Source organism: Streptomyces sp. NPDC044003, from assembly GCF_056435185.1.
In genome coordinates this window covers 757,080-781,770 of record NZ_JBWKFA010000001.1, presented here as the reverse complement: position 1 = coordinate 781,770, position 24,691 = coordinate 757,080, and the positions used below count along the sequence as shown (strand labels likewise).

The following is a 24,691-nucleotide window of genomic DNA, read 5'->3' as shown; positions in this document are numbered from 1 at the left end:
TGATCTCCTGGTGGTCGGCTTATGCCCTCAGGGCACAACGATGAAAACCCGGGTTCGTTGCGGCGGAAATGCCAGGGGCGTGAATGTCGGCCGTTCGAGTGAATTCGGCACGGGGAAAGGGTGGTTGGAGCACTAGCATCCGGATTCATGACCACTTCCAACGTCGTTTCCTCGGCGCGCAGCGCCTCTCCGCTGGGAACTCTCACGGTGATTCCGTGGTCCAGCGAGCCCTCCGCCGATTCGGCCGGGACGCCCTTCCTGATGGCGTATTCGCTCGGCGACGGCCGCGACGGGCCGGAGGCCGGTCAGCAGGCGATGCGCGAGGCCCTGGACTCGATGGGCCTCTCGGTCGGCGACCGGCTCTTCGATCTGGACAAGGACGCCGGGATCAACGCCTCGCTGCTCGTCGAGGGCGGTTCGGCCGTGCTGACGCTGCCCTTCCTGAAGGTGCAGTGCCCGGTGCCGGACGAGTGGCAGGCGGCCGCCCGCGAGCAGGGCAAGGTCTACTTCATCTGCTCCGTACGGCCCTGGTCCGAGGGTGTGCCCGGACAGCCCGTCGACGAGGCGCGGCTGCGGGCCTTCGTCTCGGACGAGGAGATGCTCGCCGACAGCGCCCACGTCCTGCTGCCGGTCCGCCGCATCCAGGGCTGACCGGGAAGGGGGCGCGTCATGGCGACGGCGAACGTACGGGGTGGGGTGCCGGGTCAGCGGCAGGAGGAGACGGCGCGGGAGACCGGCGGGCCGATCGGCGCGAGCCGGGCGCTGGCCTGGCTGCTGCTGGTCACCGGTGCGGCGGGCGTGCTCGCCGGCTGGGTGATCACGATCGACAAGTTCCTGCTCCTGGAGGACCCCGGCTTCCAGCCCGGGTGCAGCCTGAACCCGGTCGTGTCCTGCGGCAACATCATGAAGAGCGAGCAGGCGGCGGTGTTCGGCTTCCCGAACCCGATGCTCGGGCTCGTCACGTACGCCGTCGTCGTCGCCGTCGGCGCCGGGCTGCTCGCCGGGGCCCGCTACCGGGGCTGGTTCTGGCTCGGCCTCAACGCCGGGATGCTCTTCGGGGTCGGCTTCTGCACCTGGCTGATGTACCAGTCGCTGTACGAGATCAACTCGCTCTGCCTGTGGTGCTGCCTGGCCTGGGTCGCGACCATCGTCATGTTCTGGTACGTCACCGCGCACAACGTCCGGGAGCGCGTGCTGCCCGCCCCGGCGGGGCTGCGGACCTTCCTCGGCGAGTTCACCTTCGCCCTGCCCGTCCTGCACATCGGGATCATCGGGATGCTGATCCTGACCCGCTGGTGGGACTTCTGGACGAGCTGACGTGAGTCGCCTCCTCGCGTGGTTCACCTGGCCGCGGGCCGCACTGACCGTGCTGCTCGCGGCCGTTGTCGTCCTCCTGCTCGTGCTGGTGCCCGGCCGGAGCGGGACGGGGACCGTGCCCGAGACGGCGCCGGAGCCGCTGACGGGCGTGCCGTCGGGGTTCTTCACCGGCTCCGACGAGGCCGGGGTGCGGCGGATCGCCCAGGTGCAGGAGTGGCTCGGCGGCGGCTCCCTGACGGTCGGTCACACCTATCTGCCGGGCGACCGCTGGTCCAACATCGAGGGGCATCCGGCGCTCTTCGGGCCCTGGGCGCGCTGGAAGGCCGAACGGCCGGGACGTCTCTTCGTGCTGAACGTGCCGCTGCTCGACCGGAACGAGGCCGGGCTGCCGGACACGGAGGTGCGGGCGGGGCTGCGGCAGGGGGCCGGCGGCGCGTACGACGGGCACTTCCGGACCCTGGGGGAGCGGCTCGTCGCGCACGGGCTCGGTGACGCGGTGCTGGTGCTCGGCTGGGAGATGAACGGCACCACGTACAGCCATCGCTGCGGCCCGGACCCGACGGCCTGGAAGGCGTACTGGCGGCGGGTGGTGGGGGTGCTGCGGGAGGTGCCGGGGCAGCGGTTCCGCTTCGACTTCACGCCGAGCCGGGGTCTCGACGCGATCCCCTGGCCGCACTGCTACCCGGGCGACGACGTCGTCGACATCATCGGGATGGACGCCTACGACCAGCCGGCCGGGCTCTCCTTCGAGGAGCAGGTGGACGAGCAGTACGGGCTCGCGCACCATGTGCGCTTCGCGGCGGCGCACGGCAAGCCCGTCTCGTACCCGGAGTGGGGGCTCTTCAGGAACGGGGACAACCCGGCGTACGTACGGGGGATGCTGGACTGGTTCGCGGCGCACCGGCCCGCCTACCAGACCGTCACCGACTACTGCCCGCACGGGGTGTGGGAGTGCGCCGACAATCCGGAGTCGGCGCGGATCGTCAGGGGTGCGCTGGGAGCGCCGGGCCGCCCTTGAGGATGTCGATCGTGCGGTCGAGGAGAGCGACGAGGTCGTCGGTCCTGCCGTGCTCGGCCCAGTGGACGGTCGCCTCGCGCAGGGCGCCGAGAACGGCCGCGGTGAAGACCCGTACCTCCAGGTCGTCGGGGCTGCGGCCGGTGCGGTCGGCGAGGGCGCGGGCGAGCCGGCGGCCGGTCTCGGCGGTGGTCTCGCCGAGCCGGGCGCGGACCGCGGGGATCTCGACCATGAGCCGTGCGCGGAGCAGAGTCTCGTCCGGCTCCTCGTCCAGGGAGGTGCGGACCGCCTCCAGGAGGACGGCGCGCAGGGACTCCAGCGGTTCCTCGGCGGCGGGCCGGGCGCGCAGCCGGGCTTCGAGGAGCTCGTCGTTCTCGTCGGTGAGGAGGATGTCCTCCCGGACCGGGAAGTAGCGCACGACGGTGGAGGGGGAGACCTCGGCGGCCGCGGCGATGCGGTCGGTGGTGGTCGCGTCCCAGCCGTGCTCGGCGGCGAGCCGGTAGGTGGCCTTCCGGATCGCCGCGCGGGTCTTCGCCTTCTTGCGTTCGCGGAGGCTGGGGCGGTCGTTCATGACCTGCATTGTCCCAGCCCGGGCGCACCGGTCAGTCGTGCTGGTAGGCCACCAGCGAGATGCCGACGTAGTGGACGATGAAGGCCGCGAGGGTCAGCGAGTGGAAGACCTCGTGGAAGCCGAACCAGCGCGGGGAGGGGTTCGGGCGCTTGATGCCGTAGATGACGCCGCCCGCGCTGTAGAGCAGTCCGCCGACGATCACGAGGACGAGGACGGCGATGCCGCCGGCGCGCATGAAGTCGGGGAGGAAGAAGACGGCGGCCCAGCCCATCGCGATGTAGCAGGGCGTGTACAGCCAGCGAGGGGCGCCGACCCAGAAGACGCGGAAGGCGATGCCGGCGGCGGCCGCCGCCCAGACCGCCCACATGAGCGGCTTCGCCGTGGAGTCGGGGAGGAGCAGCAGGGTGAGCGGGGTGTAGGTGCCCGCGATGATCAGGAAGATGTTGGCGTGGTCGAGGCGCCGGAGCACGGCCTCGCCGCGCGGGCCCCAGTTGCCGCGGTGGTAGAGCGCGCTGATGCCGAAGAGCAGGCAGGCGGTGAGGACGTAGATCCCGCAGGCGATGCGGGCGCGGGGCGAGTCGGAGAGGGCGACGAGGGTGAGACCCGCGACGATCACGGCGGGGAACATGCCCGCATGCAGCCATCCTCTGAGCCGGGGCTTCGTCGGGAGCGACGCGGTGCGCTCGATCGGGGTCACTTCCGGCGTGGCTGCAGTCATGAGACGGAATCCTAGCTACGGCTCCGTAGGTACCGGATATGAGTGGCGATGCTCACGTGTGCACCCCCCTGGACATATGGGCGAATCCGTCGGATGATCAAATGAGTGCGGTCGGCACCGGATGAGCAGCTACGACGCATCCGGGTCGCAGCCCCCACGGGGCATACAGCGGAATACACCCCTCAACAAGGAGCAATCGTGGCGCGCGACAACGCGGCTCCCCTTCCCACCCAGCACCAGGAGCTCGTCTCCTGGGTGAACGAGATCGCCGAGATCACCCAGCCGGACAACATCGTCTGGTGCGACGGCTCCGAGGCCGAGTACGAGCGCCTGTGCGAGGAGCTCGTCGCCAAGGGGACCTTCAAGAAGCTCGACCCGGTCAAGCGCCCGAACTCGTACTACGCCGCCTCCGACCCGTCCGACGTCGCGCGCGTCGAGGACCGGACCTTCATCTGCTCCGAGAAGGAGGAGGACGCGGGCCCGACCAACCACTGGAAGGCCCCGGCGGAGATGAAGGACATCTTCGCCGGCGAGAAGGGCATCTTCCGCGGCTCCATGCGCGGCCGCACCATGTACGTCGTGCCCTTCTGCATGGGCCCGGTCGGCTCGGAGCTCTCCGCCATCGGCGTCGAGATCACCGACTCCGCGTACGTCGCCGTCTCCATGCGCACCATGACCCGCATGGGACAGGCCGTCCTCGACGAGCTCGGCACCGACGGCTTCTTCGTCAAGGCCGTCCACACCCTCGGCGCACCGCTCGCCGAGGGCGAGGCCGACGTGCCGTGGCCCTGCAACACCACCAAGTACATCTCGCACTTCCCCGAGACCCGTGAGATCTGGTCGTACGGCTCGGGCTACGGCGGCAACGCCCTGCTCGGCAAGAAGTGCTACGCGCTCCGCATCGCCTCCGTCATGGCCCGCGACGAGGGCTGGCTCGCCGAGCACATGCTGATCCTCAAGCTCACCCCGCCGCAGGGCGAGGCCAAGTACGTCGCCGCCGCCTTCCCGTCGGCCTGCGGCAAGACCAACCTCGCGATGCTGGAGCCCACGATCTCCGGCTGGACCGTCGAGACCATCGGCGACGACATCGCCTGGATGCGCTTCGGCGAGGACGGTCGCCTCTACGCGATCAACCCCGAGGCCGGCTTCTTCGGCGTCGCGCCCGGCACCGGCGAGCACACCAACGCCAACGCCATGAAGACGATGTGGGGCAACTCCGTCTTCACGAACGTCGCGCTCACCGACGACGGCGACGTGTGGTGGGAGGGCATGACCGAAGAGGCGCCCAAGCACCTCATCGACTGGAAGGGCAACGACTGGACGCCGGAGTCCGAGACGCCGGCCGCCCACCCGAACGCCCGCTTCACCGTCCCGGCCGGGCAGTGCCCGATCATCGCGCCGGAGTGGGAGGACCCGAAGGGCGTGCCGATCTCGGCGATCCTCTTCGGCGGCCGCCGCGCCTCCGCCGTCCCGCTGGTCACCGAGTCCTTCAACTGGCAGCACGGTGTCTTCCTCGGCGCGAACGTCGCCTCCGAGAAGACCGCCGCCGCCGAGGGCAAGGTCGGCGAGCTGCGCCGCGACCCCTTCGCCATGCTGCCGTTCTGCGGCTACAACATGGGCGACTACATGGCCCACTGGGTCAAGGTGGGCGCCAATGCCGACCAGGCGAAGCTGCCGAAGATCTACTACGTGAACTGGTTCCGCAAGAACGACGCCGGCAAGTTCGTCTGGCCCGGCTTCGGCGAGAACAGCCGCGTCCTGAAGTGGATCGTCGAGCGCCTCGACGGCAAGGCCGAGGGCGTCGAGACCCCGATCGGCATCCTGCCGACCGCCGAGTCCCTCGACACCGACGGCCTGGACCTGCCGGCCGAGGACCTGGAGTTCCTCCTCAAGGTCGACCGTGACGTGTGGCGCGAAGAGGCCGCCCTCGTCCCCGACCACCTGAACACCTTCGGCGACCACACGCCGAAGGAACTGTGGGACGAGTACAACGCGCTCGTGGAGCGCCTCGGCTAGTCCCCCTCACACTCGTGGTGGGCTGCCCCGAAACACCGCCCTGACCAGTGGGGTCACGACGGTCCATCACGACGCAACCGGCCCCCGGAGCCCCCTCAGGCTCCGGGGGCCGGCGCATGTCCGCCTACAGGATGGTCTGGCCGGCCTCGACGGTGGCGATGGCCCGACGGCAGGCGTCGCGGAAGCCGGTGAACCGGGGGTTGTTCCAGGACGCGAGCCGGCCGGTCCTCCCGTCGAAGTCCGTGGTCGAGGTGCCGAAGAGGTACCGGCGCATGTCCTCGGTGATCTCCAGCTGCGCGCCCGCGCCGATCATCGTCCGGTTGCAGATGTTCTTCGTGGCCGCACCGGCGAAGTCCGCCAGGTTGTAACGGTCCCGCCACTCGTCGGACAGGGCGTCGAGCGCCGGGAATCCGGCCGTCTGCAGTTCGTGCACCAGCGCTTCCCGGAAGGTCTTGTTGAGTCCGCCCACGACGACCAGCTTCGGGTCCGACTGCGAGGGCCAGATCATGGTGTCGGGGAGTCCGAGCTGGCTGTACTGGCAGCCGTGCAGGCTCAGTACGTTCAGGTGGCTCGCGGCGAGCACGTTCGCGACGTGGTCGTCGCAGTTCACCGAAGTGACGTGCAGCTGGCTGTTGTTCGACGAGCGCGTCCCCTCGAACATCCAGTAGTCGTGGACCGTGGGAAGCAGCGGCGCCTTGGTCGGATCCGTCACGTCCGCCGGGTCGTATCCGGCGATCGCCAGACAGAGCTCGGACGTGCCCCGCTCGATCTGGCCGCCGTGGATCGCCAGGATCGCCGTCTTCTTCTCGTAGACGGCCACCTTGGAGAGGTAGCCGTCGAACTGCTCGTGACGCCGGTAGCGGCGGCCGAAGTCCTCGCCCTCCTTGGTGGGTTCCGGAATGCCCTTGTAGAGGTCCGTGTTGGAGTTGTAGGTGTCGTTGTCGCCGGTGGCGAACGCCGGAGTGGCGGTGGCGAGCTGAGTGAGGAGCGGGGCGCCCGCCGTGGCCGCTGCCGCCAGGGCGGTGAGGACGGTACGGCGGGACGCGGTGTGCTGTGAAGATGTCATGCGCGGAACATACGTCGTCGCCTGACTCGGCAGGTCAGTTTCCCCGCTCCTCCACATAGCGCGTGTGGGTCTCCTGGCGGATCGCCTCCGCGTCCCGCAGAGCGGCCGCGATCGCCGTCATCTCCTCGTAGAGCGCGGCCAGCTGGCGTTCCAGGTGCCGCTCCGGCGGTTCCGTCCCCGGGGTGACCCGCGACCACCACCGGGTCCGTACGAAGGTGTCGACGGCCTCCGGGATGTCCTGGCGGACCGCGCGGGCCAGCACGTGCAGGTGCTCAGGGTCGCTCACCCAGCCCGGTTCGAGCAGGGCCTCGACGAGGGTGGCGAGCTCGGTCAGCCTGTCCCGGGTCGCGGAGGGCAGCTCCACCTCGGCCAGGTAGTCGCGCAGGGTCGTGAAGTCGGCCCGCAGGGCGTCGAGTTGCTCGCCGGCGTCCGGGAAGTGCGGGGTGTCGGGGCGCTCGGGCGGGGCGATCAGCGCCCCCGCCGCGTACAGACCGCCGACGACCAGCGGCCACAGACCGCCCGCCGCGCCGGTCAGGGTGATCCCGACACCGGCCAGACCGCAGACGCTGCCGGTCAGGTTCTTGCGGGACTCGACGTACCCGAGCAGGCGGTCACTGGTACCCACGGATCTCCTCGAAGGCGCCGTCGAGCGAACCCTGGGTGGCGTCGAAGAGCTTTCCGCCGGTCAGGCTCGCGATGTGGTCGAGCTCGCCCCGGTCGGAGTCCCCGAAGAGGATCGGGAAGACCGGTGTGCGCTGCTGCTCGGCGGGGAGGGAGCGGTAGAAGGTGTCGAAGGCGGCCGCCGGGTCGCCGTCGGTGTTCTCCCCGTCCGTCATCAGGACGACCGAGGTGAAGGTGTCGGCCGGTGTCTTCCCCAGGTACCTGTACGCCTCCTGGACGCTGGAGTAGATCGCCGTACCGCCGGAGGCCGAGAGCTTCCCGGCGTCGGCGCGGATCGCGTCGAGCGCCGCCTTCGGCGAGGCCGGGTCGACCGTGTGCGTACGGACCTCGCCCTGCTTCACCGAGGAGCCGAAGGGCATCAGGGTGACCTCCTCCCGGTCGCGGAAGTCGCCGGTCAGCTCGATGAGCGCCGACTTCAGCCGGTCGAGCCGCTCGCCGCCCATGGAGCCCGAGGTGTCGAGCACGTACACCGTGCGGGACGGCCTGCGCAGGGTGTTGTCGTACGCGTCGAGCAGACCGTCGGCGACGGCCCGGCTGCCCGGGAACGGCAGCTCGCGGCGCGGGTCGCGGGCGAGCGCCGAGGCCGGGCGGACCCCGGCGACCACCGGGCGGCGCAGCGTCGTCTCGGTGATCCGCCGCTGGGCGTCCGGGGTGCGCAGCCAGGTGGTGAGCCGGTTCGCCGCCTCCTTCGCCTCGGGGCGGGCGGAGGTGAGCAGGGTCAGCGGGTAGTCGGCGGTCACGACACCGTCGGACGGCCGGATCACGGTCAGCTTCCCGGGCGCGGACAGCAGCACGGACTCGTAGTTCACGAGCGCGTCGACGTCGGTGCGCCGGACGTAGGCGGTGGCGAGCCAGCCGGAGGAGCCTGATGTCAGCTTCTGGCCCGTGAAGAACTCCTTGAGCTTCGGGGTGGCCTGGGTGACGTCCTGCCCGGTGAGGGCCGACTGCGCGCCGGAGAGCCCGGAGGCGACCGAGACGAGCGCGGAGAAACCGGAGTTGGAGCGCTTGGGGTCCGTCATGCCGTACGTCAGCTTCCCGTCGGCGACCGCCCGGTGCAGCTGCGACCAGGTCACCTTCGCCGGGTCCCAGCCGAGCCGGGCGACGGCGGCCGGCCGCACGCCGAGCGCCACCGGCGAGGTCATGATCGGCGTCTCGTTGGTGATCTTCTTCGCGGTGTCCGGGCGGAGCCGGAGGTAGTCGTTCGAGGAGAGCCAGACCGCGTCGTACGCCTTGTCGGCCTCGCCGGAGGCGATGCGCTCGACGGCGTCCAGGGTGCCGGCGTACGTGGGGCGGACGGTGATCCCGGTCGCCTTGCCGGCCTCGTCGAGGACCGGGCCCATGTCGGCCAGCTCGGAGGAGGCGAGGACCCGGAGGGTGCCGGTCTTGTACTCCGTGCTCTGCGGTTCGGGGCGGTCGTCCCCGCCGCCGGAGCAGGCGGTGGCGAGGAGGGCGAGCGCGAGGGCGGCGATGGCGGTGCGGGCGGTGCGAGTGGTTCGGTCGGTGTGGGTGGTTCGGTCGCTCATCCGAGACCGCCCTCGGTCGCGCCGTTGCGGCGGCTGCGCTCCAAGTGGGCGCTCGCCTCCTGGAGTTCGGCCGTCAGTGACTCGACGGTCGCCGCCATCGACTCGGTCGCCCGGGCCTTGTACGTGTCGATGGCGTCGAGCGTCCGGTAGATCTGCTGGAAGGCGGTACGGAGCGTCTCCGCGCCGACCGCCGGGTCCGCCGCGATCCGCTGGATCTCGCCGGCCTGGTCGTCCAGCATCCTGGCGTTGTTCAGGATGATGTTCTCGGTCGTCGAGCTCAGGGCCTTCACCTGCTCGGTGACCTTCCGCTGGTTCTCCAGCGCGGAGGCGAGCATCACCGCGATCCGCAGCGCCGACAGGGTCGTCGTCGCCGCCCGGTCCACGCCCTTGATCAGCTCGTCGTTGTTCCGGCGGACCACGTCCATCGCCAGATAGCCCTGGGCGCAGACGGCGAGCTGGGTCAGCAGGTCCTGGTGCTTCTGCCGGACCGGGAAGAGGACGTCGGCGCGGAGCGCGTCCGCCTGCGCCGGGTCCGGGGTGAGCGCGATGCGCTCCTCCACGGCCGCGTCGAGGGCGTCCGTGAGCACCGCGTACTCCTGGAGCTTGCCCATGGTCTCCCACAGCCGGGCCCGCTCGGTCTGCAACGCGGCGTTGTCGCGGCTCAGTTCGTCCTGGCCGCTGCGCAGCGAGCCGACGATCCGGTTCAGAGTGGCCTGCGAGGAGGCGTACTTGGCGACGTGGTCGCGCAGCTTGTTGCCGCCGGGCAGCTTCGAGAGGAGGCCCTTGAACCCCTTCGCGGGGGTGTCCCGGGGGTCCAGGTCCTCGACCGTGCGCCGGAGTTCGACGAGGGAGGAGCCGACGCGGGACTGCGCGTCGCCGCCGCCCGCGCCCTCGGCGAGGGAGCGGACCGTGCGGTCCAGCATGCGGTTCGACTGCTGCGCGGCGGAGCGCATCTCGCCCGCGCCGAGCGCCGCGATCTCGTTGATGCGGCCGGCGAACTCGGGGGAGCGCGGGTCGAGTCCGGAGAGCGAGCCGACGTACTCGTCGGCCCGGCGGGACATCTCCGTGCGGACCGACTCGTCCAGCGGCACCAGGCCGGAGGCCTGCTCGGCGCGGACGGCGGGCACGGGCTCGGGCGGGGTCAGGACGAGCGGGGTGTCCTGCCCGGGCGGGGTCAGGGCCATCGTTCTTCTCGGATCCTCGGGCGTGGTCATGCGGTGTCCCCCTGGTCGCGGGCCCGCAGCGCCATCTCGTGCAGCACCTTGCTGGTGGGCACGGGCGCCTGGCGGACTCCGGTCAGCGTCTGGTTGAGGTACTCGGTGTGGCCGTCGGTCGCGGCGGTGAACTCGCTCGCCGCACCCTGGGGCCGGAAGCCGTGGCGGACCGCGAGCTTGCGCAACTCGGGGTCGGTGGAGAGCAGTTCACCGAGCGCCCGGCCGTTCTCGGTGAGCGGTACGAGGGTGTGGTCGCTGTTCACCGTGGTGTCCGGGTAGAGGACGACGAGGTCGCCCATGGTCCGCCCGGCGAGCAGCTGGGCGGCGACCTGCGACTCGTACACGAGGACGAGCGGGTTGCCGACGCCGCTGACGAAGTCCCGGAAGGGCGCGTCCGAGCCGGACTGCTGGGCGCCCTGCACCTGCACCAGCTTGCGCAGGAGCGGGGCCGTGCGGGTGACGGCGGCCTTGTCCCCCGCGACCCGCCCGCCGTCGGCGACGTAGCTCGCGGCGGCGAGGTAGAGGGCGCCGGAGTTGGAGGCGACCGGGTCGGTGGAGGTGATGAAGAGGGTGCCGCTCAGTTCGGGGTGTCCGGCGGAGCCGTTCAGCTGCTGCCAGGTCCGGTCGGCGCGGGCCGCCGCGAGATAGGCGTCCATCTTCAGGGTGCCGCTCGTCCCGCGCGGGCCGAGGGTCGCCAGGCCGTTGCCGGCGAGGACCCGGGCGGCGGTGCTGTGCGCGACGACGACGAGCGGCGAGTAGAAGGGGCGCAGCGGCGCGGAGGCCGCCTTGTCCTTCGTCTTCTGCTGCGCCTTGGCGCGGATCTCGTCGGCCGGGCCCTTGGAGGACGGGAAGGCGAAGTCGTAGCCGTCGAGCGGTAGTTCCTCCATGTCCCAGGACCCGGAGGTCTCGGTGCCCACGGTGAAGCCCTTGGCGGCCAGGGCCTTCACCACCTGTGGATCGGCGAAGAACTCGGCCTTCTCCGATCCGATGACTCCTCGCACGGTCTTCGTTGCCGTGCCTGTGTCCTTGTCGCCGCCCGTCACGAGGACGGCGGCCACGCCGCCGAGGAGCAGGACGGCCAGGACGATTCCCAGGATGCGTCTCACGCGGGCAGCGTGCTCGCGGAAACCCACATTCCAGGGGGAGTTGGGTGTACGGGGGGTGAAGGAGCGATCCCGGTACCGAACCGGAGCGGTGGGTGCCGCATCCCGGGTGTCCGGGGTTCTTCCGGGCCCTTGGTGGGCGCCCGGTCCGCGCGGTTCGTGCCGCGCGGACCGGGGCCGTCAGGGGGCGGCGACCAGGGTGTCCCCGGCCAGCGCCGCGGTGTGCGCGTCCATGCGCCCTGCGGCGAGGATCGCGGCGGCCGTGTCGGCCCGGGAGGCGGCGACGACCAGTGCGCGGCCCGCGAGGGCGTGCGCCTTGCGGTGCAGGTCCTGCGCGGACGAACCGCTCAGACCCGCGTGCCGCGCGGGCGGTGCGCCGCGCAGCCGCGCCACCTGCCGGGCGATGAGCTCGCCGGCCTCCGTGTCGCCCAGCTCGTCGGTGACGGCGAGCAGAGCGGCGAGGTGTCCTGCGAGCTGGATGTCCAGCTCCTCCTCGCGGGAGCGGTGCGGGTACGCGTCCTGGGCGTCGTCGGCCATCCGGTGGACCGACTTGGTGCGGATCGGTTCGTACATGGGGATGGCCTCCTGAGGTGCTCTGCAGGCCATCCTAGCTTAGATTCGGTCTAAAGTTGAGCGTCGTCTCGGTTCGGGGTCAGGGCTGGCTGTAGCCGTCCAGGAAGCGGCCGATCCGGGTCACCGCGTCCGCCAGGTCCGCGGCCGCCGGCAGTGTGACGATCCGGAAGTGGTCCGGCTCGTGCCAGTTGAAGCCCGTCCCGTGCACGACCATGATCTTCTCGGCCCGCAGCAGGTCCAGGACCATCTGCCGGTCGTCCTTGATCTTGTAGACGTTCGGGTCGAGACGCGGGAAGAGGTAGAGCGCGCCCTTCGGCTTCACACACGTCACGCCCGGGATCTGCGTCAGCAGCTCGTACGCCGTGTCCCGCTGCTCCAGGAGCCGCCCGCCCGGCAGCACCAGGTCCTCGATCGACTGCCGGCCCTGGAGCGCGGCGGCCACCGCGTGCTGCGCCGGCATGTTCGCGCAGAGGCGCATGTTCGCGAGGATCGTGAGGCCCTCGATGTACGAGGTCGCGTGGTGCTTCGGACCGCAGACCGCGAGCCAGCCGGAGCGGAAGCCGGCCACCCGGTAGTTCTTGCTCATCCCGTTGAAGGTGAGGACGAGGAGGTCGGGGGCGATCGCGGCGGTCGGGGTGTGCGTCGTGCCGTCGTAGAGGATCTTGTCGTAGATCTCGTCCGAGCAGACGACCAGGTTGTGCCGGCGGGCGATCTCCGTCAGCGAGCGGAGCATCTCGTCGTCGTAGACGGCGCCCGTCGGGTTGTTCGGGTTGATGATCACGATCGCCTTGGTGCGGTCGGTGATCTTCCGCTCGATGTCCGCGAGGTCCGGCATCCAGTCCGACTGCTCGTCGCAGCGGTAGTGCACGGCCGTACCGCCCGCGAGCGAGACCGAGGCCGTCCACAGCGGATAGTCCGGGGCCGGGACGAGGACCTCGTCGCCGTCGTCGAGCAGCGCCTGCATCGACATCTGGATCAGCTCCGAGACGCCGTTGCCGAGGTAGATGTCCTCCACGGAGAGCGGGATGCCCTTGGTCTCGTAGTGGCTCATCACCGCCCGGCGGGCCGAGAGCAGCCCCTTCGCGTCGCCGTAGCCGTGCGCCTCGGAGAGGTTGCGGAGCACGTCCTCCAGGATGGCGGGCGGACACTCGAAGCCGAAGGCGGCCGGATTGCCCGTGTTCAGCTTGAGGATGCGATGACCCGCAGCCTCAAGCCGCATCGCCTCTTCGAGCACCGGACCCCGGATTTCGTAACAGACGTTGGCGAGCTTCGTGGACTGGATCACCTGCATGTCGAGAGCTTACGGCGGAGGCGGTCGCGATGCGGCGTGTTTTGGGACACGTCGGACAGCGGGGCGTGGTGTCGCGCGTCGCCGTTCCGGCAGAACTCCTGTCCGGAATGTGTGTGGACTCGCACAGCGGTGACGTGCTCTCTACAATGCGCGCACATGAGCCACCAGGACAACAGCGTCTTCGTCGACGCCTCGGGGCGACGCGGCCGCAGGGTGCGGTGGGCGACGGCCGGGGTCGGCGTCGCGTGCCTCGGCTTCCTCGCCGTCGTCGTCGCCGGATCCTTCGGTGCCGGACCGGCCGGAGGCCCGCTGCCCTGGGCGGACGACGAGAAGCCGGACGCGCCCGCGCTCATCCAGTCCGACCCCGAGGCGTCCGGGGACTCCGGCGCCGACGGCAGCACGAAGCGCCCGGCGACGCCGCGCGCCACCGGCGAGGCCGCCTCCAAGGGCCCGGCCACCCCCGACGCCGACGCCACGAGCGAGGGCCCGTCGCCCAGCGGCACCGCCGCCCCGGCCACGACGGGACCGGCGCCGACGGCCACCACGAGCGTCAAGCCGGGCAAGGCCGGCCAGGCGCCGGGCTCGACGAAGCGCCCGAAGTGACGAGCGACCCGCGTGGAGCGGGACAGGGCCACGGGTACGAGTACGGCCCCACGGATCCGTACGCCGAGGGGCAGGGGTACGGGTATGTGTCCGGGGCCCCGGAGCCGTACGCGTACGAGACGGGCGACGCCTTCGCGGCGCCGCGGCAGGACCCGCAGCCGTACCCCGAGCACGCTCCGTACCTCTCGTACCCGGAGCAGACCCCGTACGCCGAACAGGCACCGCAGCCCGGGCACGCCCCGTACCCCTCGCACACGGAGCACGCCCCGTACGGGGAGCACGCCTCGTACGGAGAGCAGGGCCCGGCGGCCGAGCACGCCCCGTACGGGGAGCAGGCGCCGGTCGCGGAGCACGCCCCGTACGGGGAGCAGGCGCCGGTCGCGGAGCACGCCTCGTACGGAGAGCAGGCCCCGGTCGCCGAGCACGCCCCGTACGGAGAGCAGGCCCCGTACCCCTCGTACGACCCTCCTGCCGCGCCCGTCCCACCGCACCCCGCGCCCGCCAGGCCGCCCGCCCCGCCCGCCGGACCCCGCACGCGGCACGCGTTGCGGCGTGATCCGCGGGCCCACTGGGCCATGCTCTGCCTGATCCTCTTCGTCGCCGCCACCGCGCTCGTCTTCGCCGGTTACGGCCGCCACGAGATAGCCGCCACCGGCGCGCCTCAGCCGCACTGCCCGACCACCCCCATGACCCGCGGCGAAGGCCCCGTCGTCCAGGTGGACCAGAACGGCATCGTCCGCAGCGCCACCCCGCCCGACGGCACCGTCGCCCTCACCTACGACGGCGGGCCCGGCCCGGACTGGACCCCGCGGCTGCTCGACGTCCTCGCGGCACACCACGCGAAGGCGACCTTCTTCCTGACCGGTGCCGAGGCCGCCGCCCACCCCGACCTCGTCCGCCGCATCGTCGCCGACGGCCACGAGCTCGGCTCGCACACGTACACCGACGTCGACCTCGCCCAGGTCTCGGAGACCCGCGCCGACCTGGAGCTCTCCTTCACCCAGAACGCGCTCGGCGCGAGCACCGGCCTCGGCACCCGCCTGCTGCGGCTGCCCCACACCACCGGGCTCGCCACCTTCTGCGAGGACCAGTGGGAGGCCGGACGCCGGGTCGCGCAGGCCGGCTACGTCCTGGTCGCCGCCGACGGGAAGTCCGTCCTCCAGCTCACCGGCTCCCCCCAGGCCGTCGACGAGACCGAGAAGCTCCTCGCCCGCCCCGGCACCACCACCCGGTACACCTCCGTCGGCCAGGCCGTCGGCCTCGCCGACACGACGTACCACGTGTCCACGCTCGCCGAGTGGAAGGGCGCCGCCTTCGTCCAGGCGCAGAGCGCGTCCCGGAATTTCGCCGACGCCATGACCTGGCTGCTCGTCGCGGCCGGCGTCATCACCGCCGTACGGCTCGCCCTCCTGATCGGCGTCGCCCGCGTCCACGTCCGCCGCACCCGCTCCAAGCGCCGCCGCGGCGCACCCCGGCTCCCTCCCGTCACCGAGCCCGTCTCCATCCTCGTCCCCGCCTACAACGAGGAGGCCGGGATCGAGGCGACCGTCCGCTCCCTGCTCGCCTCCACGCACCAGGCGATCCAGGTCGTCGTCATCGACGACGGCTCCTCCGACCGCACCTTCGAGATCGCCGAGTCCATCGACGATCCGCGGGTGATGGTGGTGCGCCAGCCCAACGCGGGCAAGGCCGCCGCCCTCAACACCGGCCTCGCCTGGGCCCACCACGACCTCGTCGTGATGATCGACGGCGACACCGTCTTCGAGCCCGACGCCGTCCGCCGCCTGATCCAGCCGCTCGCGGACCCCCGCGTCGGCGCGGTCAGCGGCAACACCAAGGTCGGCAACCGCCAGGGCGTCCTCGGCCGGTGGCAGCACCTGGAATACGTGATCGGCTTCAACCTCGACCGGCGCATGTACGACGTCCTGGAGTGCATGCCCACCGTCCCCGGCGCCATCGGCGCCTTCCGCCGGGACGCCCTCGCCGGCGTCGGCGGGGTCAGCGAGGACACCCTCGCCGAGGACACCGACCTCACGATGGCGCTGTGCCGGGCCGGCTGGCGCGTCGTGTACGAGGAGTCCGCGATCGCCTGGACGGAGGCCCCGTCCACCGTCCGGCAGCTGTGGAAGCAGCGCTACCGGTGGTGCTACGGCACCCTCCAGGCCATGTGGAAGCACCGCAGGGCCGTCGTCGAGGGCGGTCAGTCCGGCAAGCTCGGCCGCCGCGGCCTCCTCTACCTGCTGCTCTTCCAGACCGTGCTGCCGCTGATCGCTCCGCTGGTCGACGTCTTCGCCGTCTACGGACTGCTCTTCCAGGACCCCGGGCAGGCCCTCGGCGTATGGCTCGGCTTCACCGCCGTCCAGGTCGGCACGGCCGTGTACGCGCTCCGCCTGGACCGCGAGCGGTTCGAGCCGATCTGGACCCTGCCCCTGCAGATCGTCGTCTACCGCCAGCTCATGTACCTGGTCGTCGTGCAGTCCGTCGTCACCGCGCTCCTCGGCAGCCGGCTCCGCTGGCACCGGATGCAGCGCACGGGCACCGCGACCGAGACCCTGGACCGTACGGCCGCAGTGGGGCAGTCCACGACGGGGTAGGTTGGCACGTCATGTGGGTTTTCAGTGCCTCCGGATGCCGGTGGCTCGGCGCGGGCGGGTCGCTCGCCGTGGCCGTCGGCGGGTACGCGGCAGGCACCCTTCCGGTCCTCGGCGGCGGGCCGCTGTGGGAGCCGCGCGGCTCCGCCCTCACCGTCGCCGGCGCCGTCCTCGCGTACCTCGGGCTGACCCTGCTCGTCGCCGCCTGGTGGCGTTACGGCGTCCTCCTCGCCCGCGGCCTGCGGGACGGGGTGCTCGCGACCCTCGCCTGCTGGACCGCGCCGCTGCTCCTGGCCCCGCCGCTGCACAGCGCCGACGTCTACAGCTACATCGCGCAGGGCGCCATGGTCCTCGAAGGCCACGACGTGTACGGCGCCGGGCCCTCCGTCCTGGGCCCCGGCGACCTCGGGGCCGACGCGGCGGCGAGCGTCGGCGGGAACTGGACCCACACCCCCGCCCCGTACGGGCCCGCCTTCCTGCTCCTCGCCGCGGCGGTCGTGAAGGTGACCGGCGGGGCGATCGTGCCCGCCGTCCTCGGTCTGCGGCTCGTCGCGCTCGGCGCGCTCGCCCTGATCGTCTGGGCCGTCCGCGGGCTCGGCGGCGGGACCGGCGGCCGGGACGGAGCGCTCTGGCTCGCCGCCCTCAACCCGCTGCTCCTCCTCCATGTCGTCGGCGGCATGCACAACGACGGCCTGATGATCGGCCTCATGCTCGGCGGCGTCCTGCTCGCCACGCGCGGGCGGTGGGTGCTCGGCAGCGTCCTCGTCGGCCTCGCGATGATGATCAAGTCACCGGCGGCGGTCGCCCTGCTCTTCATCGGCGTCCTCCTCGCGCGCGGTGGCGGCGTACGGGGCCTCGTGAAGGGTCTCGTCCTGCCGGGGGCCGTCGCGGGCGCGGTGGCGGCGGGGGCGTCGGTCCTCGCCGGGACCGGGTTCGGGTGGCTGCGGACGCAGGGCGTCGCCGCGGCCATCCACACGCCCCTGTCGCTGACGAGCGACCTCGGGCTCGGGCTGGGCCTGCTCCTCGGCGGCGAGGCCGAGCCCGTGAAGGGCGTCGTCCAGAAGCTGGGGCTGCTCGCGGCCCTCGCGATCATCGCGGCCCTCGCGTGGCGGGCCTACCGGGGCCGTCTCGACCCCGTCCTCGGGCTTGGGCTCTCGCTGGTCGCGCTCGTGGCGCTCTCGCCGATGGTGCAGCCCTGGTACCTCCTGTGGGGGACGGTCGTCGTCGCGGGCGTCGCCTGGCGGAGCCGGGCGGGGCAGGTGCCGGCCGTGCTCTCGGCGGCGCTCGTGTACGAGACGCAGCCCTCGGGGCACACGCCCTGGTACGGGTTCGTGCTGGCGGGGCTCGTGCTGCTGGTGGGGCTCGTGTGGATGCGGCGGGAGCCGTGGGCCCTCGGAGTCGGCGGTGCCGGGCAAGGTGCCCTTCCGCCCCAGCGCACGCACGGTCCACGACCGGCGGTGGCCCGCGACTCAGCGGAGCTCCGTTCTCCGGATTGAGCGACCCGCCAGGACGTCCGTCCGCCGTCCGTCCTCCACGACGAACCTGCCGTCGATCAGGACGTGCGGGATGCCCACCGGGAGGGTGCGCGGGTTCTCGTACGTTGCGCCCGAGGCGATGGTCGCCGGGTCGAAGAGGACCAGGTCCGCCACGTACCCCTCCCGCACCAGGCCCCGGTCCGGGAGGCGCAGGCGGGCCGCGGGGCGGGAGGTCAGGTGGGCGACGCACTCCTCCAGGGAGAGGACGCCGAGCTCGCGCACGTACCGCCCCAGGTACTCGGGGAACGTGCCGTACGCGCGCGGGTGCGGCTTGAGGCCCTGGAGGATGCCGTCCGAGCCGCCCGTGTGCACCCGGTGGCGCATGATCGTCCGGACGTTCTCCTCGTGGCCGACGTGCTGGAGGATCGTCGTGCCCAGCCGGTCCTCGACGAGGAGCCGGCGGGCCGTGGACCAGCCGTCGACGCGACGGCCCACGTGGCCGGTCAGGGCCCGGTCCGTGACGCCCGAGATCTCGACGGTCGCCCAGTCGACCCGTACCCCGTGGCAGCCGTCCGAGCCGAGCTCCTCCAGGTGGTGCCGGATCCGTTCCGCCGTCGCGTCGTCGCGGAGGCGGGCCAGGGCCGCTTCCGGGCCGCCCTCGCTCGCCCAGCTCGGGAGCAGCGCGAGCAGGGTCGTACTGCCGGGGGTGTACGGGTACGTGTCGAGGCTGATGTCGGCGCCCGAGTCGAGGGCCGCGTCGAGGAGGGCCAGGAGCTCCGGGGCCCTGCCCTCGTTCACCCCGAAGTTCATGGTGGCGTGGGCCAGGTGGAGGGCGCAGCCCGCCTCCCGGGTGAGCGCCACCATCTCCTCGTACGCGCGCAGCGCCCCCGCCCCGTACGAGCGGTGGTGCGGGCAGTAGTAACCGCCGTACTCCGCGACGACCCGGCACAGCTCGGTGAGCTCGGAGTCCGGCGCGTACATGCCGGGGGTGTAGGTGAGGCCCGAGGACATGCCGACCGCGCCCTGTGCGAGGCCCTCGGCGACGAGCCGGCGCATGCGGTCGAGCTCGGGCTCCGTCGCCGGACGGTCCTCCCAGCCCATCGTGTACATGCGGACCGTGCCCTGGGGGATCAGGTACGCCGCGTTCACCGCGATGCCCCGGTCGAGCCGGTCCAGGTACTCGCCGACCGTGCGCCAGTCGAAGTCGACGCCCGAGCCGTCACCGTTCCAGCCGGTGATCGCCCGGCGGACCTCGTCGAGCGTGCGGTCGTCGACGGGGGCGTACGACAGGCCGTCCTGGCCCAGCACCTCCAGGGTCACGCCCTGCGCGGCCTTCGCGCTGTGGTCCGGGTCCCGGAGCAGCGCGAGGTCGCTGTGGGCGTGCATGTCGATGAAACCGGGGGAGAGGACGAGGCCCTCGGCGTCCAGGACGCGGCGGGCGGTCGGGCGCTGACACCCGGCCGCCGCGGCCTCCTTGACGATCGAGACGATCCGGCCGCCCTCGAGGCCGACGTCGGCCCGGTAGGAGTCGCCGCCGCTGCCGTCGACGACCTCCGCGTCACGGAAGACGAGATCCATGCCCCTGCCCTTTGTTCTCTAGAAGAACGTGCGGATGTGGTCGACCACCGTGCCGTCCGCCTCCACGAGGGGGATCAGCTGCCACTTGTCGAAGATCGTGCAGGGGTGAGACAGGCCCATCCCCACCCAGTCGCCGACCTCCAGATCCGCGCCCGGTGCGGTGGCGAGCCAGGCGTGCTGGTCGGAGAGGCCCGTGACGGTGATGCCCTCCGCGGGCCGGATCTCACCCGTGCGGGCGTCACGGACGACGTGCGCCTCGGGGAGGTGCAGGTCGTGGGCGGCGTCCCGCTTGCCGGCGTTGGTGAAGGCCTGCTCGGCCGTCGGGCGGGAGACGACCTGCGACCAGAGCCGGAACGCGGGCTGGAGCGCGCCCTCCTCGGGGATCCGGTTGAAGGGGGTGCGGTTGCGGTACTGGCCGTCGTCGTGGGAGACGTACGCGCCGGAGCGCAGCAGCTTGAGGACCGGGAGGGAGAACTCGGGGATCTCCGCGAAGACCTCGGCGACCGTGTCGAACCACTCGCTGCCGCCCGCGCTCACGATGATCTCGCCGACGGCGGGGTCGAAGCGGCCGGCCTTGTCGAAGTCGGCCGCGAGCCCGACGAGGCGGTGCAGCCACTCCCGGACGCTGTCGGCGTCGGCGCCGGGCATCGTGCCCTCGTACCCGGCGACGCCGACGAGACGCAGGGTGGGGGCGGCCGCGACGGCGTCGGCGACGGCCGCGCACTCCGCCTCGGTCCGTACGCCCGTCCGCCCGGTCGCGCCGGCGGCCAGCTCGACGACGACGTCCACGGGCCGTCCGGCGCCCGCGGTGCGCAGGGCCTCGTCCATCAGCTCGACGCCGCGCACGGAGTCGACGTAGCAGACGAAGCGGAAGTCCGGGTCGGCGTCGAGCTCGGCGGCGAGCCAGCGCAGGGCGACGGCGTCGACGAGCTCGTTGGCGAGGAAGATCCGGGCGATGCCGTGGGCGCGGTAGACGCGGGCCTGGTGCGGGACGGCGGCCGTGATGCCCCAGGCGCCGTGCTCCAGCTGCCGGTCGAAGAGCTGGGGGGCCATGGAGGTCTTGCCGTGCGGGGCGAACGCCAGGCCGTGGCGCTCGGCGTACGTCTCCAGAAGGCGGAGGTTGTGCTCGACGGACTCGGCGGACAGGGCGAGGACCGGGGTCGTGTAGCCGCCGGTGAAGAGGTTGCGCCGCTGGGCGGAGAGCTCGCCGACGGTCAGGCCCTCGGCGTCCGGGGGCAGGGCCTTGAAGCGGTGGTCGACGCGCTCGTTCGCCAGGTCGGGCATGAGGCCTCCTCGTCGTGGGCTTTACGGAATGGATCGTTGCGGGATGTGCAACGCTCATTGCGCAGGGTGCTGATGGCTGTCTAACATCCGGGCCAAGGCCGGGTCAATGGACCCGTACGAGTCTGAGGAGCCCGGGAGTGAGCGGACCCGCGCGCGTGCCGGCGGCCCCGGACGTCGTCTGCCTGGGCGAGTCCATGGTCGCCTTCCTGCCGACGCGGCCGGGCCGCCTCGCCGACGTTCCCTCCTTCACCCGCGCGATCGGCGGCGCCGAGTCGAACGTGGCCTGCGCGCTGGCCGCCGCCGGGCACCGCGTGCGATGGGTCGGGCGCGTCGGCCGCGACGGCTTCGGCGAGCACCTCGTCGACACGCTCGCGGCGCACGGGGTCGACGTCGGCGCGGTCGGGCGCGACCCGCACCGGCCGACGGGCGCCTACTTCCGTACGGACGAGGACCGGGCCACCGACGCCCACGAGGTCGTCTACTACCGGGCCGGCTCGGCCGCCTCGGCCATGTCGCCGGCCACCGTCCCGTACGACACGGTCGCCGACGCCCGGATCCTCCACGTCACCGGCATCACCGCCGCGCTCTCGGCGGACTGCCTGTCCCTGATGCGGGACCTCACGGCGCCGCGACCCGGGCGACCGCTCGTCTCCTTCGACGTGAACCACCGGGCGGGCCTGTGGCGCGACGACAGCGCCCCCGAGGTGCTCCGCGAACTCGCGCGGCGGGCGGATGTGGTGTTCGTGGGCGAGGACGAGGCGGCGGCGCTGTGGGGGGTGGCCGATCCGGTGGCCGTCCGGGCGGTGCTGGCGGAACCGGAGGTGCTGGTGGTCAAGCGGGGCGGGGAGGGGGCGGTGGCGTTCGAGCGCTGCGCGGCTTCATTCCCCACCCCTCCCCCTACGCCTGGCGGCGTGGGGGGACCCCCACTTCCCGAACCGGGGGCAAGCCCCCAGACCCCCGATCGGCCTGCGGCCGTGCCCTCAAACGCCGGGCGGGCTGAATTTCAGCCCCGCCGGCGTTTGAGGCGCGGGGTCTGGGGCGGAGCCCCAGTTCGGGAAGGGGCGGGGTGGGGAAAGGCCCCGCGCAGCGGCCCCGCGCAGGGCACACCGAGCGCACCCGCACCCAGCGGTCCGCCCAGCGACACCGTCACCTCCACCCCCGCCCCCCGCGACACCGTCACCTCCACCCCCGCCCCCCGCGTCACCGTCGTCTCCCCCGTCGGTGCCGGGGACGCCTTCGCCGCCGGGTTTCTCTCCGCCACCCTCCGCGGCCTCCGCATGGACGCCCGGCTGCGGCACGGGCACCTCGCCGCCGCCGCGGCGCTCACCGTTCCCGGCGACTTCGCCGCGCCTCCCCTCCGCGCCCACGCCGACCGCCTCGTCGCGCTCGACGTCGCCGCCTGGGGCACACTTCACCTCGGCCCCGGCTGGACGGGGGACGACCAGGAGGTACGTACGCCATGAGCCAGACCGTCGACCGGGCGCTCAGCATCCTGCCGCTGCTCGCCCAGGGACCCGCCGACCTCGGGCAGGTCGCCGAGCGGCTCGGCGTGCACAAGTCCACGGCCCTGCGGCTGCTGCGCACGCTCCACGAGCACGGGCTCGTCCACCGGCAGCAGGACCAGCGCTACCGCCTCGGCGCCCGGCTCTTCGCGCTCGCCCAGGAGGCCGTCGAGAACCTCGACGTCCGCGAGATCGCCCACCCCTACCTCACCGCCCTCAACGAGCGGATCGGGCACACGATCCACCTCGCGGTGTACGAGGAGGGCGAGGTCGTCTACATCGACAAGGTCGAGTCCCGCTACCCGGTCCGCATGTACTCCCGCATCGGCAAGCCCGTCGCGATCACCGTCGCCGCCGTCGCCAAGCTGCTCCTCGCCGACCTGCCCGAGCCGGAGCGGCGCGCCGTGGCCGCCAAGCTCGACTACCCCCCGTACACGCCCCGTTCGACGCCGAACGCCGCCGCCTTCCTGCAGGAGCTGGCGACCGTACGCGAACAGGGCTGGGCCACCGACCTCGGCGGCCACGAGGAGTCCATCAACTGCGTCGGCGCGCCCATCCGCGGGGCCGACGGGCGGGTCGTCGCCGCGATGTCGGTCTCGGCGCCCAACGTGGTCGTCACCGCCGAGGAACTCCTCACGCTCCTCCCGCAGGTGCGCAGCACCGCGGACGCCATCAGCCGCGAGTACTCCGGCGCCGCCCCGACGAAGGAAACAGAGGAACCGCCCGCATGACCGAGAAGATCGCTCTCACCCCCGCCACCCACACCGCCCCGCCCGCGAAGTTCTCGCACGGCGTCCGGAAGGGCAACATCCTCCAGGTCGCCGGCCAGGTCGGCTTCCTGCCCGCCGTCGAGGGCCGGGCCCCGACGGTCGCGGGCCCGACGCTGCGCGAGCAGACCCTGCAGACCTTCGCCAACGTCAAGGCGATCCTGGAGGAGGGCGGCGCGAGCTGGGACGACGTGATGATGATGCGCGTCTACCTCACGGACGTGGACCACTTCGCCGAGATGAACGAGATCTACAACCAGTACTTCGAGGACCAGAACCTCAAGGCCCCCGCCTCCGCCCGCACCACCGTCTACGTCGGCCTCCCCGCCGGCCTCCTCATCGAGATCGACGCGCTGGCGGTACTGGGCTGAGAAGTGCCCCGGCCGCAGGGCGGCCGGGGCACCTCCTCACCCACGGGCCGTCAGGCCGCGCAGTACTGCGCCTGCTTGCCGATCGAGCGGTACATGCAGTCCGAGTTCTCCAGGAGCTGGAGGACGGCGTCGCGGTTGCGGCTCGTCTCGCGTTCGATGACCTCGTCGGGCGGGTAGAAGCCGCCGCCGCCGTTCGACGGGTACATCTCGAAGGTGTACGCGAAGATCTTCTGCGCGCCCCACAGGTAGTCGTCGATCGAGCCGTCCGTGATGTACAGGTCGCTGGACTGCTCGGGCGTGTAGCCGTTGCTCGCGGCCATCTTGCCGCCGACGGTCGCGAAGGCGTCGCGGTCGTCCTGGGTCATGCCGGTGGTGGTGTTGGCCGTCGTCCAGCCGAAGGGCCAGAGGACCAGCTCGCTGTACGTGTGGAAGTCGATGGCCGCCGTGATCTGCTGCTTGCCGCCGACGACCCGGGAGCGGACGAAGTCGGCGACGACCTTCACCTCGGGGGCCGACTCGGGGGCCGTGCCCCGGTAGGTCTCCGAGCTCTTCGTACCGGAGGAGCCGCCGCAGCAGCCCCACTTGTAGTCCCAGTTCCGGTTGAGGTCGGTGCCGATGTAGGAGGAGTTGGCGTTGGGCTGACGGTTCTTCCGCCAGCTGCGGTAGGAGCCGCTCGCGATGTCGTACTCGCCGCCGTCCGGGTTGAGGTCCGGGACGATCCAGATCTCCCGGCCGTTCACCATGTTCGTGATGCGGGAGTCCGTGCCGTAGCCCGCGCCGAGTTCGCGCAGCAGGTACAGCGCCATCTCGACGGTGAGGTGCTCGCGGGCGTGCTGGTGGTGGGTGAAGAGGACCTCGGGCTCGTTCTCGTCGGTGGCGACGTTGTCGCTGATCTTGATGGCGACGATGTCCCGGCCCTGGTACGTCTTGCCGATGACCCGCTTGCTCATGATCGAGGGGTAGGCGGCGAGGCGCTGGTCGATCTCCGCGTTCATCTCAGCGTAGTTGTGGTACTTCGCGTCGGCGGAGGGGAAGTCGAGCGGGCCGGCCGTCTTGTCGGCCGCGGTGCTGCGGTTCGGCGGGCCCGGGAGGGCGACCGGCCGATAGCCGAGGGCCTTGAGGCGGGCGAGCTGTTCGGTGTTGGCGCTGACCACGACCGAGCGGGCGTCGACCTCGTCGATCGAGACGCCGGTGGCGGTCAGCGCGGTGCGGGCGGCGACGGTGGACGGTCCGGCGATCTCGTACTGCCGGATCACCTCCTCGGCGCCGGACGCGATACGGGCGGCGGTCGGCGCCGGGTCGGCCCCGGCGGGCGTGCTGAGGGCGGAGAGGGGCGCCGCGAGGGCGAACGCCACGAGGGCCGCGAGGGTGGCGGTCCTTCTGCCGCGGGTGGGACGTCGCATGCTGTCTCCTGGGTGGGGAGTGTGGGGGA

At 72.1% G+C, this 24,691-nt stretch carries 22 protein-coding genes; 10 read left to right on the top strand and 12 right to left on the bottom strand.

All coding sequences use genetic code 11. The features are described 5' to 3' along the window. Positions 1–147 precede the first annotated feature (147 nt). The 3 genes from AC07AW_RS03555 to AC07AW_RS03545 are packed head-to-tail and all read left to right on the top strand — an operon-like array spanning position 148 to position 2,335. A complete protein-coding gene (locus tag AC07AW_RS03555) occupies positions 148–651 on the top strand; it encodes a DUF5949 family protein (RefSeq protein ID WP_478813844.1) in 504 nt (167 codons plus the stop codon). Between the two features lie 18 nt (positions 652–669). Continuing rightward, complete coding sequence (locus AC07AW_RS03550; RefSeq protein WP_478813843.1) at positions 670–1,317, top strand: vitamin K epoxide reductase family protein; 648 nt, start codon at positions 670–672, stop codon at positions 1,315–1,317. 1 nt (position 1,318) lies between these two features. Further along, positions 1,319–2,335 carry a glycoside hydrolase family 26 protein gene (locus AC07AW_RS03545; RefSeq protein ID WP_478813842.1) on the top strand — a complete coding sequence of 339 codons (1,017 nt, stop codon included), beginning with the start codon at positions 1,319–1,321 and terminating at the stop codon, positions 2,333–2,335. Here AC07AW_RS03545 and AC07AW_RS03540 read toward each other — a convergent pair. Then, positions 2,301–2,903, bottom strand: coding sequence for a TetR/AcrR family transcriptional regulator (locus AC07AW_RS03540; RefSeq protein ID WP_478813841.1), 603 nt, complete (start codon positions 2,901–2,903; stop codon positions 2,301–2,303). The genes AC07AW_RS03545 and AC07AW_RS03540 overlap by 35 nt on opposite strands. Before the next feature lie 31 nt (positions 2,904–2,934). After that, positions 2,935–3,621: a PAQR family membrane homeostasis protein TrhA gene (gene trhA, locus AC07AW_RS03535; RefSeq protein ID WP_392150820.1), complete on the bottom strand. Its 687-nt coding sequence runs from the start codon at positions 3,619–3,621 to the stop codon at positions 2,935–2,937. 198 nt (positions 3,622–3,819) lie between these two features. On the opposite strand from trhA, the gene AC07AW_RS03530 reads away from it, so the two are divergent. After that, positions 3,820–5,637 carry a phosphoenolpyruvate carboxykinase (GTP) gene (locus AC07AW_RS03530; protein WP_478813840.1) on the top strand — a complete coding sequence of 606 codons (1,818 nt, stop codon included), beginning with the start codon at positions 3,820–3,822 and terminating at the stop codon, positions 5,635–5,637. A 124-nt stretch (positions 5,638–5,761) separates the two neighbouring features. Here the strand turns inward: AC07AW_RS03530 and AC07AW_RS03525 are convergent, their stop codons facing one another. The 7 genes from AC07AW_RS03525 to AC07AW_RS03495 form a co-directional block, all read right to left on the bottom strand. Continuing rightward, the gene (locus AC07AW_RS03525; RefSeq protein WP_478813839.1) at positions 5,762–6,703 is read right to left on the bottom strand and encodes a poly-gamma-glutamate hydrolase family protein; all 942 of its coding nucleotides are present in this window, start codon (positions 6,701–6,703) and stop codon (positions 5,762–5,764) included. A gap of 34 nt (positions 6,704–6,737) precedes the next feature. After that, entirely contained in the window at positions 6,738–7,328 is a 591-nt protein-coding gene (locus AC07AW_RS03520; protein WP_478813838.1) for a hypothetical protein, read from the bottom strand. Further along, positions 7,315–8,907, bottom strand: coding sequence for a substrate-binding and vWA domain-containing protein (locus AC07AW_RS03515; protein WP_478813837.1), 1,593 nt, complete (start codon positions 8,905–8,907; stop codon positions 7,315–7,317). The genes AC07AW_RS03520 and AC07AW_RS03515 overlap by 14 nt, the downstream gene beginning before the upstream one ends. Further along, the gene (locus tag AC07AW_RS03510; RefSeq protein ID WP_478813836.1) at positions 8,904–10,121 is read right to left on the bottom strand and encodes a toxic anion resistance protein; all 1,218 of its coding nucleotides are present in this window, start codon (positions 10,119–10,121) and stop codon (positions 8,904–8,906) included. The genes AC07AW_RS03515 and AC07AW_RS03510 overlap by 4 nt, the downstream gene beginning before the upstream one ends. Further along, positions 10,118–11,254, bottom strand: a complete 1,137-nt coding sequence (locus tag AC07AW_RS03505; RefSeq protein WP_478813835.1) for a hypothetical protein — start codon at positions 11,252–11,254, stop codon at positions 10,118–10,120. The genes AC07AW_RS03510 and AC07AW_RS03505 overlap by 4 nt, the downstream gene beginning before the upstream one ends. Before the next feature lie 150 nt (positions 11,255–11,404). Then, complete coding sequence (locus AC07AW_RS03500) at positions 11,405–11,797, bottom strand: SCO4983 family protein (RefSeq protein WP_478813834.1); 393 nt, start codon at positions 11,795–11,797, stop codon at positions 11,405–11,407. 79 nt (positions 11,798–11,876) lie between these two features. After that, the gene (locus tag AC07AW_RS03495) at positions 11,877–13,088 is read right to left on the bottom strand and encodes a pyridoxal phosphate-dependent aminotransferase (RefSeq protein WP_478813833.1); all 1,212 of its coding nucleotides are present in this window, start codon (positions 13,086–13,088) and stop codon (positions 11,877–11,879) included. 156 nt (positions 13,089–13,244) lie between these two features. Between AC07AW_RS03495 and AC07AW_RS03490 the strand changes: the two genes are divergently transcribed. The 3 genes from AC07AW_RS03490 (at position 13,245) to mptB (ending at position 17,778) form a co-directional block, all read left to right on the top strand. Further along, a complete protein-coding gene (locus tag AC07AW_RS03490; RefSeq protein ID WP_478813832.1) occupies positions 13,245–13,691 on the top strand; it encodes a hypothetical protein in 447 nt (148 codons plus the stop codon). Between the two features lie 575 nt (positions 13,692–14,266). Continuing rightward, entirely contained in the window at positions 14,267–16,285 is a 2,019-nt protein-coding gene (locus tag AC07AW_RS03485) for a bifunctional polysaccharide deacetylase/glycosyltransferase family 2 protein (protein ID WP_478814379.1), read from the top strand. An 11-nt stretch (positions 16,286–16,296) separates the two neighbouring features. Next, positions 16,297–17,778: a polyprenol phosphomannose-dependent alpha 1,6 mannosyltransferase MptB gene (mptB, locus tag AC07AW_RS03480; RefSeq protein ID WP_478813831.1), complete on the top strand. Its 1,482-nt coding sequence runs from the start codon at positions 16,297–16,299 to the stop codon at positions 17,776–17,778. Here mptB and AC07AW_RS03475 read toward each other — a convergent pair. Both AC07AW_RS03475 and AC07AW_RS03470 read right to left on the bottom strand, forming a co-directional pair. Then, the gene (locus tag AC07AW_RS03475) at positions 17,752–19,335 is read right to left on the bottom strand and encodes an N-acyl-D-amino-acid deacylase family protein (RefSeq protein WP_478813830.1); all 1,584 of its coding nucleotides are present in this window, start codon (positions 19,333–19,335) and stop codon (positions 17,752–17,754) included. The genes mptB and AC07AW_RS03475 overlap by 27 nt on opposite strands. Before the next feature lie 18 nt (positions 19,336–19,353). Continuing rightward, positions 19,354–20,619: an alanine racemase gene (locus AC07AW_RS03470; protein ID WP_478813829.1), complete on the bottom strand. Its 1,266-nt coding sequence runs from the start codon at positions 20,617–20,619 to the stop codon at positions 19,354–19,356. A 137-nt stretch (positions 20,620–20,756) separates the two neighbouring features. Between AC07AW_RS03470 and AC07AW_RS03465 the strand changes: the two genes are divergently transcribed. The 3 genes from AC07AW_RS03465 to AC07AW_RS03455 are packed head-to-tail and all read left to right on the top strand — an operon-like array spanning position 20,757 to position 23,259. Next, the gene (locus AC07AW_RS03465; protein WP_478813828.1) at positions 20,757–22,082 is read left to right on the top strand and encodes a sugar kinase; all 1,326 of its coding nucleotides are present in this window, start codon (positions 20,757–20,759) and stop codon (positions 22,080–22,082) included. Continuing rightward, positions 22,079–22,852: an IclR family transcriptional regulator gene (locus tag AC07AW_RS03460; RefSeq protein WP_478813827.1), complete on the top strand. Its 774-nt coding sequence runs from the start codon at positions 22,079–22,081 to the stop codon at positions 22,850–22,852. The genes AC07AW_RS03465 and AC07AW_RS03460 overlap by 4 nt, the downstream gene beginning before the upstream one ends. Beyond that, entirely contained in the window at positions 22,849–23,259 is a 411-nt protein-coding gene (locus AC07AW_RS03455) for a RidA family protein (RefSeq protein ID WP_478813826.1), read from the top strand. Before AC07AW_RS03460 ends, AC07AW_RS03455 begins: the two co-directional genes overlap by 4 nt. A gap of 50 nt (positions 23,260–23,309) precedes the next feature. Here the strand turns inward: AC07AW_RS03455 and AC07AW_RS03450 are convergent, their stop codons facing one another. Then, positions 23,310–24,662 carry a M14 family metallopeptidase gene (locus AC07AW_RS03450; RefSeq protein ID WP_478813825.1) on the bottom strand — a complete coding sequence of 451 codons (1,353 nt, stop codon included), beginning with the start codon at positions 24,660–24,662 and terminating at the stop codon, positions 23,310–23,312. Between the last annotated feature and the right edge of the window lie 29 nt (positions 24,663–24,691).

What these genes read in the sequence shown, in the direction of transcription:
- AC07AW_RS03555 (WP_478813844.1), top strand. Translation starts at nt 148, where the DNA reads ATGACCACTTCCAACGTCGTTTCCTCGGCGCGCAGCGCCTCTCCGCTG.
- AC07AW_RS03550 (WP_478813843.1), top strand. Translation starts at nt 670, where the DNA reads ATGGCGACGGCGAACGTACGGGGTGGGGTGCCGGGTCAGCGGCAGGAG.
- AC07AW_RS03540 (WP_478813841.1), bottom strand. Translation starts at nt 2,903, where the DNA reads ATGAACGACCGCCCCAGCCTCCGCGAACGCAAGAAGGCGAAGACCCGC.
- trhA (WP_392150820.1), bottom strand. Translation starts at nt 3,621, where the DNA reads ATGACTGCAGCCACGCCGGAAGTGACCCCGATCGAGCGCACCGCGTCG.
- AC07AW_RS03525 (WP_478813839.1), bottom strand. Translation starts at nt 6,703, where the DNA reads ATGACATCTTCACAGCACACCGCGTCCCGCCGTACCGTCCTCACCGCC.
- AC07AW_RS03515 (WP_478813837.1), bottom strand. Translation starts at nt 8,907, where the DNA reads ATGAGCGACCGAACCACCCACACCGACCGAACCACTCGCACCGCCCGC.
- AC07AW_RS03510 (WP_478813836.1), bottom strand. Translation starts at nt 10,121, where the DNA reads ATGACCACGCCCGAGGATCCGAGAAGAACGATGGCCCTGACCCCGCCC.
- AC07AW_RS03500 (WP_478813834.1), bottom strand. Translation starts at nt 11,797, where the DNA reads ATGTACGAACCGATCCGCACCAAGTCGGTCCACCGGATGGCCGACGAC.
- AC07AW_RS03495 (WP_478813833.1), bottom strand. Translation starts at nt 13,088, where the DNA reads ATGCAGGTGATCCAGTCCACGAAGCTCGCCAACGTCTGTTACGAAATC.
- AC07AW_RS03490 (WP_478813832.1), top strand. Translation starts at nt 13,245, where the DNA reads ATGAGCCACCAGGACAACAGCGTCTTCGTCGACGCCTCGGGGCGACGC.
- AC07AW_RS03485 (WP_478814379.1), top strand. Translation starts at nt 14,267, where the DNA reads ATGCTCTGCCTGATCCTCTTCGTCGCCGCCACCGCGCTCGTCTTCGCC.
- mptB (WP_478813831.1), top strand. Translation starts at nt 16,297, where the DNA reads ATGTGGGTTTTCAGTGCCTCCGGATGCCGGTGGCTCGGCGCGGGCGGG.
- AC07AW_RS03475 (WP_478813830.1), bottom strand. Translation starts at nt 19,335, where the DNA reads ATGGATCTCGTCTTCCGTGACGCGGAGGTCGTCGACGGCAGCGGCGGC.
- AC07AW_RS03470 (WP_478813829.1), bottom strand. Translation starts at nt 20,619, where the DNA reads ATGCCCGACCTGGCGAACGAGCGCGTCGACCACCGCTTCAAGGCCCTG.
- AC07AW_RS03460 (WP_478813827.1), top strand. Translation starts at nt 22,079, where the DNA reads ATGAGCCAGACCGTCGACCGGGCGCTCAGCATCCTGCCGCTGCTCGCC.
- AC07AW_RS03455 (WP_478813826.1), top strand. Translation starts at nt 22,849, where the DNA reads ATGACCGAGAAGATCGCTCTCACCCCCGCCACCCACACCGCCCCGCCC.
- AC07AW_RS03450 (WP_478813825.1), bottom strand. Translation starts at nt 24,662, where the DNA reads ATGCGACGTCCCACCCGCGGCAGAAGGACCGCCACCCTCGCGGCCCTC.